Raw genomic sequence first — 15,249 nt, forward strand, 5'->3', positions numbered from 1 at the left:
AGTTTTGTTTTAGGATAAACCGTTCTCAATTTAAAACAAGTATTTTTCATAAATCCATAGAAAGAATGGTAAATGCAAAACCGATATATCAAAAAAATATAAAACAGATATTAAGTGCATAACTCAAAAAAAGAAATTTGGTTTATAATAAGTTTAAAACGTTCTTTGACATAAAACATCAAATCTTAAACATCTCAAACCACAACTGAAAGGTATGGCATCCTCCCAACAGGGATGCAGTACCTTTCAGTTGTGGTTTGATTAAAGATTAGAAAACACGATATTGATCATGTAGATTACATCCAGCAATCAAATGTTGTGGTTTGATTAAAGATTAGAAAACACGATATTTTTGTTAACAATGCCCTCTTTCCCTTCCCGGTTGTGGTTTGATTAAAGATTAGAAAACACGATATTTCTTTCTTTTTTTTCTAACTTTTCTATCCAGTTGTGGTTTGATTAAAGATTAGAAAACACGATATTTTTTGTTAACAATGCCCTCTTTCCCTCCCGGTTGTGGTTTGATTAAAGATTAGAAAACACGATATTTCATTACAAATTCAGCCGCTTGCTCCCACAGGTTGTGGTTTGATTAAAGATTAGAAAACACGATATTAATGTGACATAAAAAAGCCCTGAATTACAGGTTGTGGTTTGATTAAAGATTAGAAAACACGATATTTTCTATTAGTCGTAAAACTTTCTAAGACCAGTTGTGGTTTGATTAAAGATTAGAAAACACGATATTTGCTAGTCGGGCTAAAATGAAAGATGAATGGTTGTGGTTTGATTAAAGATTAGAAAACACGATATTACTGGCAAAAAAGCAATTGCGTATCGAAGAGTTGTGGTTTGATTAAAGATTAGAAAACACGATATTTTCGTTCATTTTTGGTTTTGGTTTGAATTGGTTGTGGTTTGATTAAAGATTAGAAAACACGATATTAACTTAAAAAACAAACAGAATTAATGCGTCGTTGTGGTTTGATTAAAGATTAGAAAACACGATATTAGTTGGTTTCTTACCTTCTGATTTTCATTAGATTAAGGGTGGATATCGTATATAAAAATGCCTCTTTATTGGTTTGATAATCCAATATTGAGGCATTTTTTTGTTTGTAATAGATTGAATTTCAATAATTTTATGATGAATATAATGAGGTTCGGCGATAGGGACAGGTCGCAACCTGTCCGTACTCGATGCATGGATTTTTAGTTCAGGGATAATTTATATTTCGTTGCGATATGTGTTCAGGATGGTCGTTTTGTTTTTTTTGCGGTGGCGGGGACAGGTCGCAACCTGTCCGTACTCGATGCATGGATTTTTATTCCGGGGATAATTTATATTTCTTTGCGATATGTGTTCAGGATGGTCGTTTTGTTTTTTTTGCGGTGGCGGGGACAGGTCACGACCTGTCCGTACTTGAATGCATGGATTTTTAGTTCAGGGATAATTTATATTTCGTTGCGATATGTGTTCAGGATGGTCGTTTTGTGTTTTGGGGCGGCGGGGACAGGTTGCGACCTGTCCGCACAGGTGTTAGGCAATAAATAAAATATAAGGTTATGAAAAGCAGAAAAAGAAATCGAATGCAGGGATTTGATTATTCCAGCGATAATTTATATTTCGTCACGATATGTGTTCAGGATAGGTTGTGTTGTTTGGGGTCGGCAGGTACAAGTTGCGACCTGTCTGTAGATAATTCCAATGAATTAAATAAAAAATTGGAATTAAATGAATTTGGAAAAATTGTTCAGGATAGAATATTATGGTTAGCAGAACAATATCAATATGTTGCGATTCACAATTATGTTGTAATGCCTAATCATGTTCATGCAATTATTGAAATAGATAGCAGGAAATTATTGCCGACAAGTCGCGACTTGACGGTACTCGACTTGTCTGTGCGGGATGAAGAAATTAAAATAAAATCATTATCAAGTTTGATAGGCGCATTTAAAACGACATCTTCTAAAATGATTCATCAAGCAGGTTTTTTAAATTTTGCATGGCAGCGTTCGTTTCATGATCATATTATTCGGAATGAAAAAGCATATTTTAACATTAGCAATTATATTGATACTAATCCGGAAAAATGGATGGTTGATACTTTTTTTGAAAAACATTAGAATAATTCTAATTGTGTAGGCTGAGGTGCTGAGGGCATAGCTGCTTTTCCCCAAAAATTCAAAATATTGCCAAATTGTTTGTCGGTTATGCGAAGTACACTTACTTTTCCCAGAGGAGGCAGTAGTTTGTGAATTCGCTTTTCATGCACATCTGCGCTTTCGCTGCTGGCGCAGTGGCGTACATAAACAGAATACTGCATCATTGAAAATCCATCTTTCAATAAGTTGTTTCTAAAACCGGATGCATTTCGCCTGTCTTTTTTTGTTTCTGTGGGCAAATCAAAGAAAACGAATAACCACATTATTCGATATCCGTTGAGCTCCATAAGGAAGGATATTTAATTTTTTTTCGACTTCCTGTAAAACATTGCTGAAGAGAGCTGGCTGTTTTTTGCAAGGCTGTCATTAAAGGGCTTTTTTCATCTTTAAAATAAACGGTTCGGGTTAATATTTCTAATAATTCGGTTTTAATAGCGGTGTTTAGTTCCTGCTCTTCAAAGCGCTGCATGATTTCAAAGACTTTTTCATCAACAATTGGGCGAAACGGCTCCATAATGTCATCGGCAAGTGCAAAAGCATTGTATTTACTTTTATGGTGAATTCCTAATGTATTCAGCAGGCCACTTCCGGAGAGTGCCCTGGCTGTTGCGGCCCTTAAAATGGCATAGCCGTAATTCAGGAAATTATTAGGATAGTCACCATATCGTTCCCTTTTAATGCCATCAAATTCTAAATGGGGCTGAGGAAAATATTTCCAGTATTGCTGTGCTGCAACCCCTTCCATATTTGTAGAATCCCCACTTAATACTTTACCGGCCAGAAATGCAAAGCTGTTTTTAGAATCGGTTATTTTTTCGAGCAGAAATCCCTGGTTCCTGATTTTTTCAATTATCGTTTGCTGCCATAGCTGTTTTTTTAAAGGTAAAGAAGCTTCGATTTGATTTTTGAATATTTCCTGTTGGATATGATGGCTGTTCAGGTTTAAAAGCATTCCGTTAGGAAGATGGTTTTTTCCGCAGATGACAATAGCAGTGTTGTTCTCAACAAGTAAATTCATAGCTGGAATGCTAAGGTAAATTTCATTATGATCAAGTACAAGAAAACCAATATCCTCAATAGGGATAGAACTCTCCCTGATTTCTGATTTTAGCACTAGCTGATTGTATTTTGCCGTTATGGAAAATTTGTTTTCAATTAAGATAGTTTTCTTTAGCATAAATTTAATTTCAAATGATGAATAACTTTTTTCTGCTTAACAAGTTTTTGAATTATTTGCCCTAAAGTTCGACTTTAAATGAAAGTCGTTTTTACGGTTTTCCATAATCTGAAAAATTAGCCTTCACTATTTAAACGAATACGATTTAGAACGCAGAACGATGAAGCTGTTTACTTAAATCTTACAATTCATTGCTGTATTTATTATATAAATCAACGTGATTGTAAAAGGGTAAAAAATGACAAATATTTGAAAGTGATTCAGAAAGATTATACCAATTATAATTATTTAACAGTTCGAAAAATTTCTCGTATAATGCCAGTATAATATGAAACAGGTTAGTTTTTATCAGGCTATATGAGGTACATATCGGTAGTATTTAAAGTTAGAATAGTCCAAAAAAAACAGCCTTCAAATCAATAAATTTGAAGGCTGTAAATCATTTTTTTTGAAGACTATTTTTTATTTAGTTCTGAGTCATTAAGGACTAAAGATTTATTATTTATCTATTTGAATAATCCGGGTTACGATATTGTTTTTGATTTCATTTTTTTCATCTGGCTGAGAGCCTCCAATGGCAAGTTTTATCTTACCTGAATATTGCTTTATTTCACCTTCTGTAGTAATTGACGATAAGTCTTCAGGAGAAAGTGTAAAGGTAATTGTTTTGCTTTCGCCGGATTTTAAGTTAATCCTTTCAAATCCTTTGAGACTTTTTAAGGGAGCTTTTATAGATAGATCCAGATTAATTAGGTATAATTGGGCTACTTCTTCCCCTTCAGTTTTACCGGTATTGGTTATTCTTACCGAGACCGAGACAGGCTGTCCTTTTTTTACCTTAGAGGAAACTTTTAGCTGATCGTATTTAAATGTCGTATAGCTGAGCCCATAACCAAAGCCATAAAGCGGACTGCTTTTAAAATAGCGGTATGTTTTATTGTCCATGCTATAATCAATAAAAGAGGGCAAGTCTGAATCGCTTTTATAAAATGTCACAGGCAGTCTTCCTGCAGGATTGTAATCTCCAAAAAGAATATCAGCTACTGCAGTTCCTGCTGCCTGGCCACCATACCATGCATTGAGTATTGCCGGAATATTTTCAGCTTCCCACGGAATGGCTATTGCACTACCGGTCATCATAACAAAAACCACTGGTCTTGCAGAAGTTTTCAGCGCTTTCATTAAATCAGTCTGGATTTTTGGAAGAAGTATCGAAGTACGGTCACCACCACTGAAGCCGGGAAAATTCACCGGCATTTCTTCGCCTTCCAGTTGTGGAGATATGCCACCCACATAGATAAAGGCATCCGCATCTTTATGACTATCGATGATCTTCTGAAAATCGGTTTTTTCAAAATTACCGGCATTTAATGCGATGTTGGCTTTTCCTTCACCCTGCCAATATTCCAAAACTAATTTATAAACAGTATTTTTTTTGGTAATTAATTTAAAAGTTTTTTCTCCCCAGCGATTCCTTTGCCAGGCATTTACAACCTCCTTATCATCTATTAAAAAACGGTATCCGTCATCTGCACTGACTTCGAAGGTAATAGAGCCATCCTGTTCTGCTGTAAAATTGGTGGTATAACGTGCAGAAAAGTTATTTCCTTTAATATTTTTTACCACCACTTCGCCTTCCTGCCAGAAGTTATTTATTTCTGATTCTGTTCGTACTGCTTCGGGCTGTCCGGAGAGGTCTTTATTATTGTAATATTCAGCTTTAAATCCCTGTTTTCCATCATAAGTGTATTGATTTTTGAGATTCTGATACACTAACAAAGTATCGTTGGTAAAGTTGATGGCTCTTTCATAAATGACTTCTGTATTGGCTCCAACCTTTTCCTTTATGCCTTGCAGAACCGTTGTTAGTTTGCTTGGAGTTCCGTTATAGTTTCCTAAAATGGATATGGAGTTGGCTGCGTTAGGTCCCAGGACTACAATTTTTTTTAAGTTTTTGTCCAGCGGCAGTATGTTCTTTTCATTTCGAAGTAAAACCATTGATTGTCTTGCCATTTTTAAGGCATGCATTTGATGTTCAGGGTTTTCTAATGCTGATTCCGGAGTCTGTGCATATTTTACCATTTGAGCAGGATCAAACATCCCCAGTCTGAAACGGATCATAAAAAGGCGTTTTACAGAAACGTCAATTTGTTGCTCACTTATTTTTCCGTTTTTTACAGCCTGAATCAGAGCCTTGTAGGCATCAGTACCACAGTCAATATCTGTACCGTGAAAAACAGCATCTGCCGAGGCAGATTCAGCATCGGGATGTGTTTTATGATTCTTAAAAAAATCATCGATTGCCCAGCAGTCAGAGGTTACATAACCAGTGAATTTCCATTGATTTCTTAAAATATCGGTCATCAAAATATCACTGGCACAGCATGGCTGTGTTCTAAAGGCATTATAAGCGCACATAACACCGGCTACTTTAGAGTCGGTTACTAATTTTTTAAATGCTGGAAGATAGGTATCCCAAAGTTCATAAGGGGTGACATCAACATCAAAAGTATGGCGCAGAGATTCAGGCCCGCTGTGTACGGCATAGTGTTTTGCACATGCAGCGGCTTTTAGGTATTTAGGGTCATCTCCCTGCAGGCCTTTAACAAACGAATCACCCAGAATACTTGTTAGATAGGGGTCTTCACCATAAGTTTCCTGTCCGCGTCCCCAGCGCGGGTCGCGAAAAATATTGATGTTTGGTGTCCAGTAGGTGAGTCCCAGGTACCGTTCATTGGTACGGCCTGATGAAACGGCTTTGTTATAAATGGCTCTTCCTTCCAGTGCTGAATAGTCGGCCATTTTAAAAAGTGAGTTTTTATCAAAGGTAGCCGCCATTGCTATTGCCTGGGGATATACAGTGGTTTTAAAAGGAGTCCGTGCTACTCCGTGTAACGTTTCATTCCACCAGTCATATGCCGGTATTTCGAGCCTTGGAATTGCCGGAGTTGAATTAAGCATCTGGGATACTTTTTCTTCTAATGTCAATTGGCTTACCAGATCATTTACACGTTCTTCAAAACCTAATTGAGGATTTTGAAATAAGAATTTATCTTTTTTATGCTGGCCTGAACTATGGTATGAAACAATCAGTATGAATAGAAATATGATTTTTGTGATTCTCATGAGCTTACATTTTGTTTTGATACCTAATTTCTTTGAGGCGTCAATTAAACAACCGATTGTGTAAAGGAATGGCTTTTTTTTCAAAATTAAAAAATATATTTGATGAGGTGTTTTAAAAAAGATAATGAATTATCATTTAAAAACGATTCCCTATACATTTTTTTGTTCCGTTTCCCTTCGAAAATACTCGAAATGATCGCTTTTGAATAATTTTACCGAACGAGTAGAACAGGCTGGATTTTAGAATAAGTTGTGTAATTTCCTAAATAAATACAGAATTAATTGGTGTAACATTTAAATAAGTACATTTACAAAGATTAGTACTTTAATTCATGGAAGAGTACAGACAGGTAACCATTTATGATATTGCTAAAAAACGGAATCTTGCAGTCTTAACAATTTCACGAGCCTAAAAAGAGTATCATAGTATTAGCGATAAGACGATTAAAAAAGTAAAGCAGACTGCGCAAGAAATGGGTTTTATACCTAATACATTGGCAGCTGGGCTGAGGGGGAATGTTACAAAAACCATTGGAGTTTTAATTCCAACAGTTACGCAGCCATTTTTATTGTCTTTAATCTGCGGTATTGAGATTGCTGCTCAAAAATCGGATTATTCAGTCATGATTATGCAATTCTTGCGGTAAGTGCGGTTCAGACTGCAAAAAAAGAGGAATTAAAGTACCTGAACAATTTGCAGTAATAGGTTTTAATAATCATCCTATCTCAGAAATAATTGAGCCAAATATTTCTACTATCACGCATCCTGCTGCGTAAATGGGCAAAGCTGCAGCCAAATAAATTATCAAAAATTTAAAAACAGTTAAGGAAGAGGATGCTAAAGAAATTACATTTTTAAATACTCAGGTAGTCATACGTGAGTCCTCCAGAAAAATCTAATGCTACCCAATTCCTGCACCGGTTAATATATCCTGCTTTTTTATTGCAGACCGAATTACTTTTTGAGATTTATAAAGCTATTTTTTGTTATCAATAATTGAAATTACTTGTAAAAGGTATTTTTTATTTTTTTATTCCTAATTTTTTGTATTTTAGCACAACCGATTGCGAAAAACTAAATATTTTTAATAATACATTTTTTTAGTATTTATTTTGTCAAAAAAGTATATTTAAGCAGTGTTTGTATTGTTGTATTAATTTATAAAAATAGCAGAAAGAAAATGCCACATATAAAAAAGATTTTTTTTAGGTTCATTGTATTGTTTTTTTTTGTTTGCTGTCCCTTATTTGCACAAAAGGATTATAAATTATGGTTGCAATATGAAAAGAAAACAGATTCACCAATAATTTCGGACTATCTGTCAAATATTAAAGGAATAATAGCTTTAGAAAATACGGCAACATCAAAAATCGCTCAAAATGAATTACAGATTGCTTTGAACGCTATGTTGGGGAGTCAGTTTCAGGTTACAGTAAAACCAGAGGGGAACCATAAAATAATTTTAGGATCAAAATTGGTATTAACTCCCGAAATTCAAAAAGCAATTGGTTCTGATTTTGAACGGATAAATGAAGAAGGTTATATTATAAAATCTGTTTCCATAAAAAATAATAAGCATATTGTCATTACAGGCAAAAAGGATATTGGTGTTTTATATGGAGTTTACAGCTTTCTAAGACTGGTTCAAATGAATAAATCGATCAAGAATCTTCATCTGATAGATGCTCCGAAAACCAATATCAGGATTTTAAATCACTGGGATAATTTAGACCGTACAGTAGAACGTGGTTATGCCGGATTTTCGTTATGGAATTGGCAAAAACTCCCTGATTTTATTGACCCGCGTTATATTGATTATGCCAGGGCCAATGCGTCAATTGGAATTAATGGAACTGTTTTGACAAATGTAAATGCAAATGCATTAATCTTAACGCCTCAATATTTAGAAAAAGTTGAAGCTTTAGCGAACGTATTCAGGCCTTACGGAATTAAAGTCTATTTAACCGCCCGTTTCTCGGCACCAATTGAAATAGGCGGATTAAAAACAGCTGATCCAAAAGATCTGGATGTGATGAATTGGTGGAAAAATAAAGCAAAAGAGATTTATAAAAGAATTCCGGATTTTGGAGGTTTTCTGGTAAAAGCAAATTCTGAGGGGCAGCCCGGGCCACAAAATTACGGAAGGGATCATGTTGACGGGGCAAATATGCTAGCAGATGCTGTGGCACCATTTGGAGGGGTAATTATGTGGAGGGCATTTGTCTATTCTGAACATGATGCCAATGACCGTGCAAAACAGGCTTACGCCGAATTTGTCCCGTACGACGGAAAATTCAGGGATAATGTAATTGTTCAGGTAAAAAATGGTGCTATCGATTTTCAGCCTCGTGAACCCTTCCATCCCATTTTTGGAGCTATGCCAAAAACGCCTTTGATGATAGAGTTTCAAATTACGCAGGAATATTTAGGGTTTAGTACCCATTTGGTTTTTCTTCCGAAATTATTTCAGGAAGTTTTAGAATCAGATACCTTTCAAAAAGAAAAAGGAACAACGGTTGCTAAAATAATTGACGGTTCTTTGAGCAATAGTAAACTGACAGGAATTGCCGGAGTTTCAAATATAGGAAATGATGTAAACTGGACAGGACATCCATTTGCACAGGCGAACTGGTATGGCTTTGGAAGACAGGCATGGAATCCGGATTTAGATGCTGAAGTTATTGCAGATGAATGGCTCAGATGTACATTTTCCAACGATGAAAAATTCATAAAGCCTGTTGCTGCAATGATGATAAAATCGCGTGAAGCCGTTGTCAATTATATGACACCTCTTGGCTTACATCATATTATGGATACGGGGCATCATTATGGTCCGGGGCCCTGGGTGTCTGATTTGTCAAGACCAGAATGGAATCCGGTTTATTATCACAAGGCAGATAAAAACGGAATTGGTTTTGACCGTTCTAAAACCGGTACAAATGCCACGGCACAGTATGCTCCAGAAGTAGAAAAACTATTTGACAATTTAGAAACCTGTCCTGAAAACTATTTGTTATGGTTTCATCATGTTTCGTGGGATTATAAATTAAAAAACGGACAAACGCTTTGGAATAGTCTGGCTTTTAAATATCAGGAGGGCGTTGATCAGGTAAAAGAAATGCAGGATACCTGGAATAAAACAGGAAAATATGTAGACAAAGAACGTTTCAAAGAAGTTCAGATGTTGTTAGATATTCAATATAAAGAAGCAAAATGGTGGAGGGACGCATGTTTGCTTTATTTTCAGCAATATTCAGGAAAAGAATTGCCGGTTGGAGTAGAGAATGCAAGCCACTCTTTAGATTACTTCAAATCATTAAAATTTCCTTTTGCTCCGGGAAATTAAAGGTTCACATTAAAATAAGAATATAAAACAGACTTGTAACGAAGTAGCGTTATGCAACACAAAGATTTTTTAATACCTAAGTAGAAAACTATAATCAGTCAAATGATTTAAACTAAACTATCAACTTTAAAACCATACAAATGAAATTAATTAATTGCTATTTATTGCTTTTGCCTCTAATGATTTTGAGTAGCTGTAATGCACAAAAGGGAAAAAATGCTATTTCGTTAAAAGACAGCTATAAAAAGGATTTTTATATCGGAACCGCTTTAGATACCAATCAAATTGCAGGGAAAAACAGCAAAGAAGATTTTTTAATCAAAAAGGAATTTAATGCTATAACGGCAGAAAATATAATGAAGTCAATGTATATGCATCCTGTAAAAGGCAAATATGATTTTACTTTTTCAGATAAATTTGTTGCTTATGGAGAGAAGCATAAAATGTTTATTCACGGACACACGTTAATCTGGCACAGTCAGTTGGCTCCATGGATAGCTGAAATTAAAGATAGTACAGAAATGAAGGCTCTTATGAAAGACCATATTACGACAATTGTTTCTAAATATAAAGGAAGAATTAATTCGTGGGATGTAGTCAATGAAGCTTTGAACGAAGACGGTACATTAAGAAAATCAGTTTTTCTGAACACACTTGGAGAACAGTATCTTATTGACGCTTTTAAATTGGCAGCAGCTGCAGATCCAAAAGCAGATTTGTATTATAACGATTACAATAATGAAGAACCTGCCAAGAGAGAAGGAAATATTAATATGATAAAAAAAATAAAAGCCGCAGGTGGAAAAATCGACGGAGTGGGAATTCAGGCACACTGGCGGTTAGACAGTCCTTCTATTGAGGTGATTGAGGAGAGTATTTTGGCGTATGCAGCTTTGGGTTTAAAAGTTGCTTTTACAGAATTAGATATTACGGTGTTGCCGAATCCCTGGGACTTAAAAGGTGCTGATGTCAATCAAAATTTTGAAGGGAGTGCACAAATGAATCCATATCCGGAACAGCTTCCGGAATCAGTTCAGGTTAAGCTTACTGAGCGCTATGCGTCAATTTTTAAATTGTTCTTAAAACATAAAGATAAAATCAGCCGTGTAACCTTTTGGGGCGTTCATGACGGACAATCATGGCTAAATAACTGGCCAATAAAAGGAAGAACTAATTACCCTTTGCTATTTGATAAAGACTTAAAACCTAAAAAAGCGTATCAAAGTGTATTGAAATTAAAGGAAACAAAAAAATAATCTTTTAGGGATTATTGGGTCTCAGATCCGGATTTATAATGCTAAAGATTAAGAAAAGCAGCTTTTAAATGGCCCTATATGATTTTATAAATTAGTTTAAGGTTTTAAAAAAGAGGCTGTCCAAAAAGTAAAAACCAGAAAATTACTCATAATTTTCTGGTTTTTTATGACCTGTATTTCAGCAAAAACGCTATGACAACACAATTTTTATTACATTCTCATCGAAATAAAGAAATGTAACAATTGATTTTACTTTTGGAGAGTTTCGTAAAACAAACTGCTGTACTTTTTGCAGAGTTTACTGTACTGTAACAGCCAAAGTACTCACGATATTTTTAGCTGATGTTGCGGTATAAAGTTTAAATTCACCTGATTCAATTTTCCAGCTTGAAGTTTTCTCATCATAAAAAGCCAGGTCTTTTACTTTTACTTTTAAATCAATTGTTTTTTGTTCTCCAGGATTCAGGAATATTTTATCAAAGGCTTTTAATTCTTTTTTGGGTCTCAAAACAGAAGGATTTGTTTGACCGGCATACAATTGGACTACTTCAGCACCAATAGTTTTCCCTGTGTTTTTAATGTTGAATTTGACTACTATTTCGTCATCAGCGCTATAGTTTTTTTTGTCAGTAGCTACATTTGAAATTTCGAATGAAGTATAAGAAAGTCCATAACCAAAAGGATACTGTGGCTCAATTTCTTTAGTATCAAACCAGCGATAACCAACCAAAATATCTTCCTCATAATTCACTTTCAAATCATGTCCCGGATAAGCACCTAATGCATGGGCAGGTGACTGGCTTAAAGTAACCGGAATAGTAAAAGGCAGTTTTCCTGACGGAAATTCTTTACCGCTTAATACATCTATAACAGCATTACCGGCTTCCATTCCGCCATACCCTCCCCAGACTATTGCAGGCACACGAGATTCAATCCCGGCAAGTTCAAGTGGAGAACCTGCAATAATAACCACGATCGTTTTAGGATTTGCTTTGGCTACTTCCTGGATTAAAGTTTCCTGACCGTACGGTAAACGCATGTGTAGTCTGTCAAATGATTCTGAATCAAAATCATGGTTAAGGCCAGCAAAAACAATGGCAATATCTGATTTTTTAGCTTGCTCCACAGCTTCGTTAATTAATTTCCAGTCTGTTTTGTCTGTATTTAATTGTCCGGCACTGCTTCTTTCTACAACATGAGATTGTTTTTCATACCCTTGTGCAAAATTGATCTGCATTGATTTTCCGTATTTATTGGTCATAGCCTGAAGCGGTGTTATCTCATATAAAGTTTTGATTTCTGAACTAAATCCGCCACCACAATGGGTACGGGTCGCATTATCACCAATAATAGCTACAGATTTTATGGAGTTCATGTTTAACGGTAAAATCTGCTTTTCGTTTTTCAGTAAAACAACGGCTTCTACCGCAGATCGGTATGCTGCCTGCTGGTGTGCTTTTGTATTCAAAGAACCTGTTATACGTGTTGCAGGATCCAAAACTTTCGTTTTAATCATGACTCTGAGGATGTTTGCTACTTTTTCATTAACTATACCTTCTTTTATACGTCCTTCTTTTACTGCTTTAATCAAAGGATCAGCAAAATACCAGTCGTTGTAGTTCTCTTTTTCTGTTCCCATTTCTAAGTCCAGGCCAGCCAAAGCTGCTTTTTCAGTACTGTGAACAGCATCCCAGTCAGACATGTAAACCCCTTTGAAATTAAATTCATTTCGCAAAATTGTTCGTCCAAGATACTTGTTTTCAGTACAATATTCGCCTCTGAATTTATTATAAGCCCCCATAATTCCTAATGCTCCGGCATCGACGATTGACGATTTAAAACCTGGTAAATATATTTCACGTAACGCTCTTTCGCTCATATTTACATCAACAACAAAACGGTTTTCTTCCTGATTATTGGCTACAAAATGTTTCACACAGGCAGCAACATCCTGAGTTTGCAAAGCCTGAATATAATGGATAGAAAGCTGCGAAATAAGAAATGGATCTTCACTTAAATATTCGAAATTTCGCCCGCAAAGCGGAGAACGAATAATATTGATTCCCGGCCCAAGCAAAACATCTTTTTTGCGAAAACGGGCTTCTTCTCCCAAAACGATACCGCGCTGTCTGGCCAATTCTAAATTCCAGCTTGCTGCCATAGCTGTTCCCGTAGGAAAACAGGTAGAAGAATCATTGGTTTGTCCTGTATATTTCCAGTCATGTCTGTTCATTTCTGCCCTGACTCCGTGCGGACCATCAGAGAGCGCCCATTCCGGAATTCCAAGATGTTTTATTGCTGATGTGTAAAATTTGGAATTCCCATGCAGCATACCGACTTTTTCTTTCAAAGTCATTTTCTTAATCAACTGCTGAATTCTTTTTTCGGTCGCAGTATCAGTTTGCGAAAAAGAACTTTGAAAAAATACTAAAAACAAAACAATAGCCATAAATCGTAATCCCATCTTATATGTTTTAGAAAACCTTTTGGTTAAGTTAAATAATATGATTTTTATTGAAAATGGTAATAAACCCCATCAAAAGTTTTCAAAAATAGAGGAATGACAAGCAATAGGAATCATACAAATCGAGCATTTTATATAATAAATGAAGCAGACTTGAAGGAAAAAAAGCTAATTTTTTAAAGCTTGATAAAAAATCCATCCCGGGCCTTGTTTACGGTAAATATTTTACGTCATATCTGATGAGTTTTTTGTGTTTTTAAGGATTAGGCACCATCAAATGATTGGTCGAAATTTCCCCGCTTGGTATCGGCCAGATATAGTTACTGCTGGTTGGCAAGACCAAAGGAGCTGTACCTATAGATCCTTTTTTTGCGGGTAAGGTCTGTACTTTTCTTTGTAAATCCATTAATCGGAACCCTTCTCCTAAAAGTTCAATATCTCTTTCTTTTTGAATGGTTGTAATAAGGGCTTCTTTTGTTGCCATCTCATTTTCCGGAAAAACATAACCCGGATCTGCACGATTTCTTACCGCTTTCAGCAAGGCCTTTGATGTTTCTAAATCATTTATATGGGCTGCTGCTTCGGCATAATTCAGTAGTATTTCTGCATAGCGTATTACAGGCACATAATCTCTGAAGGGGGCCGTTGTAACACTGAATTTTTTTAGTACTTTTTGATTAGCCGCACTGGTTCCAATAAGAGCTGAACGGGCATCAGTACCGGAATTGAATGCCGGATCACTAACAATTCCTGCAGCTGCTAAAAAGATAATGGGCTGTGCTAAATAATTATAAGCCAAAGAATATTGGGCAGAAGGTGTTTCAGTTGTAGAATTTGCAAAAGGAATAGAGAAAACGGCTTCTGTCCCTGTATAATTTCCTCCAAAAATAGCAGTATAATTAGTTTCTAATTTTTGGGTTAAAGTTCCTTCTGTATATTGAAAAGGCAGGGTAGGAGAAACGATTTTTTTAGATTCTGCTATCACCCTTTCAAAGTTATTCTGAACCAATAAAACCCTTGTTTTTAAGGCAATTGCTGTACACTTTTTTGCTCTGGAGGTATTGAGTAGTGGAGTGGTATAGCTCACAGGTAAATCTGTTTCGGCTTCATCTAAATCTTTCAGGATTTGAGTGTACACCATTTCGACAGAACTTCTGGCCAAATCATTATTTCCCGAAGTTGTAACCGGTGTTAAACGCAAAGGCAAACCTAAAGAATTTTTGTCCTGATTATAGGGCTTGGCATAGGTTTGAATCAAACTGAAATAGCAAAAAGCGCGAACAAATTTGGCTTCGGCAATATAGTTTTTGGCCTGTTCTTTTGAAATCACCGTGGTTTCATTCATTTTGCTGATTAGAATATTTGAAGCATTAATAGCTGCATATCCAACTGCCCAGACATTGTTTACAAAATCATTTGTGGAGGCCACATTTTGATTCCACACAGCAGAACCAGTTGCCGCATTTCCGTCATTCTGACCAAACTGATCGGCTCGCTGTTCATTAAAAACAATGAATCGTCCACCATAGAAACTTTGATTTTGCAATTGCTTGTATAAATTATTCGTCTGAGCCAAAATTTTAGCCGGTGTGCTAAACGCAATTGATTCGGGAATACTGGTTTCAGGCTCAGTGTCTAATAAATCGTCATTGCAGGCTGAGGTAAATATTAGAATAGCCCAGCTGATTAAAATATATTTTTTCATTTTTT

At 35.8% G+C, this 15,249-nt stretch carries 9 protein-coding genes, 1 pseudogene and 1 CRISPR repeat array; of the genes and pseudogenes, 5 read left to right on the plus strand and 5 right to left on the minus strand.

Annotated features, from left to right (window positions below; all coding sequences use genetic code 11):
• Both DMB65_RS15720 and DMB65_RS15725 read left to right on the plus strand, forming a co-directional pair.
• Positions 1-122 (plus strand): annotated as a pseudogene (locus DMB65_RS15720) (IS1595 family transposase); the annotation flags it as partial.
• A 127-nt stretch (positions 123-249) separates the two neighbouring features.
• Positions 250-1,012: a CRISPR direct-repeat array (repeat unit 36 nt; unit sequence GTTGTGGTTTGATTAAAGATTAGAAAACACGATATT).
• A gap of 554 nt (positions 1,013-1,566) precedes the next feature.
• Positions 1,567-2,130, plus strand: a complete 564-nt coding sequence (locus tag DMB65_RS15725) for a transposase (protein ID WP_110307589.1) — start codon at positions 1,567-1,569, stop codon at positions 2,128-2,130.
• On the opposite strand, the gene cas2 is transcribed toward DMB65_RS15725, so the two are convergent.
• From cas2 to DMB65_RS15740, 3 genes are all read right to left on the minus strand, one after another.
• Complete coding sequence (gene cas2, locus DMB65_RS15730) at positions 2,127-2,456, minus strand: CRISPR-associated endonuclease Cas2 (protein WP_110307590.1); 330 nt, start codon at positions 2,454-2,456, stop codon at positions 2,127-2,129. The two genes, DMB65_RS15725 and cas2, sit on opposite strands and share 4 nt — an antisense overlap.
• Positions 2,432-3,346: a type II CRISPR-associated endonuclease Cas1 gene (cas1, locus tag DMB65_RS15735; RefSeq protein WP_110307591.1), complete on the minus strand. Its 915-nt coding sequence runs from the start codon at positions 3,344-3,346 to the stop codon at positions 2,432-2,434. Before cas1 ends, cas2 begins: the two co-directional genes overlap by 25 nt.
• 498 nt (positions 3,347-3,844) lie before the next feature.
• Positions 3,845-6,472, minus strand: a complete 2,628-nt coding sequence (locus DMB65_RS15740) for a glycoside hydrolase family 3 C-terminal domain-containing protein (protein ID WP_110307691.1) — start codon at positions 6,470-6,472, stop codon at positions 3,845-3,847.
• A gap of 702 nt (positions 6,473-7,174) precedes the next feature.
• On the opposite strand from DMB65_RS15740, the gene DMB65_RS22480 reads away from it, so the two are divergent.
• The 3 genes from DMB65_RS22480 to DMB65_RS15755 all read left to right on the plus strand — a co-directional run bounded on the left by DMB65_RS22480 (position 7,175) and on the right by DMB65_RS15755 (position 11,075).
• Positions 7,175-7,249: a hypothetical protein gene (locus tag DMB65_RS22480; RefSeq protein WP_230470701.1), complete on the plus strand. Its 75-nt coding sequence runs from the start codon at positions 7,175-7,177 to the stop codon at positions 7,247-7,249.
• Positions 7,250-7,653: 404 nt separating this feature from the next.
• Positions 7,654-9,819, plus strand: a complete 2,166-nt coding sequence (locus DMB65_RS15750) for an alpha-glucuronidase family glycosyl hydrolase (RefSeq protein ID WP_110307592.1) — start codon at positions 7,654-7,656, stop codon at positions 9,817-9,819.
• Positions 9,820-9,959: 140 nt separating this feature from the next.
• Positions 9,960-11,075: an endo-1,4-beta-xylanase gene (locus DMB65_RS15755; protein ID WP_110307593.1), complete on the plus strand. Its 1,116-nt coding sequence runs from the start codon at positions 9,960-9,962 to the stop codon at positions 11,073-11,075.
• Positions 11,076-11,373: 298 nt separating this feature from the next.
• Here the strand turns inward: DMB65_RS15755 and DMB65_RS15760 are convergent, their stop codons facing one another.
• Positions 11,374-13,539: a beta-glucosidase gene (locus DMB65_RS15760; protein WP_110307594.1), complete on the minus strand. Its 2,166-nt coding sequence runs from the start codon at positions 13,537-13,539 to the stop codon at positions 11,374-11,376.
• A gap of 256 nt (positions 13,540-13,795) precedes the next feature.
• On the minus strand, positions 13,796-15,244 hold the full coding sequence (locus DMB65_RS15765; RefSeq protein WP_110307595.1) for a RagB/SusD family nutrient uptake outer membrane protein: 1,449 nt from the start codon (positions 15,242-15,244) through the stop codon (positions 13,796-13,798).
• Between the last annotated feature and the right edge of the window lie 5 nt (positions 15,245-15,249).

It is taken from the genome of Flavobacterium cheongpyeongense (genome assembly GCF_003202435.1).
Lineage (GTDB): Bacteria > Bacteroidota > Bacteroidia > Flavobacteriales > Flavobacteriaceae > Flavobacterium > Flavobacterium cheongpyeongense.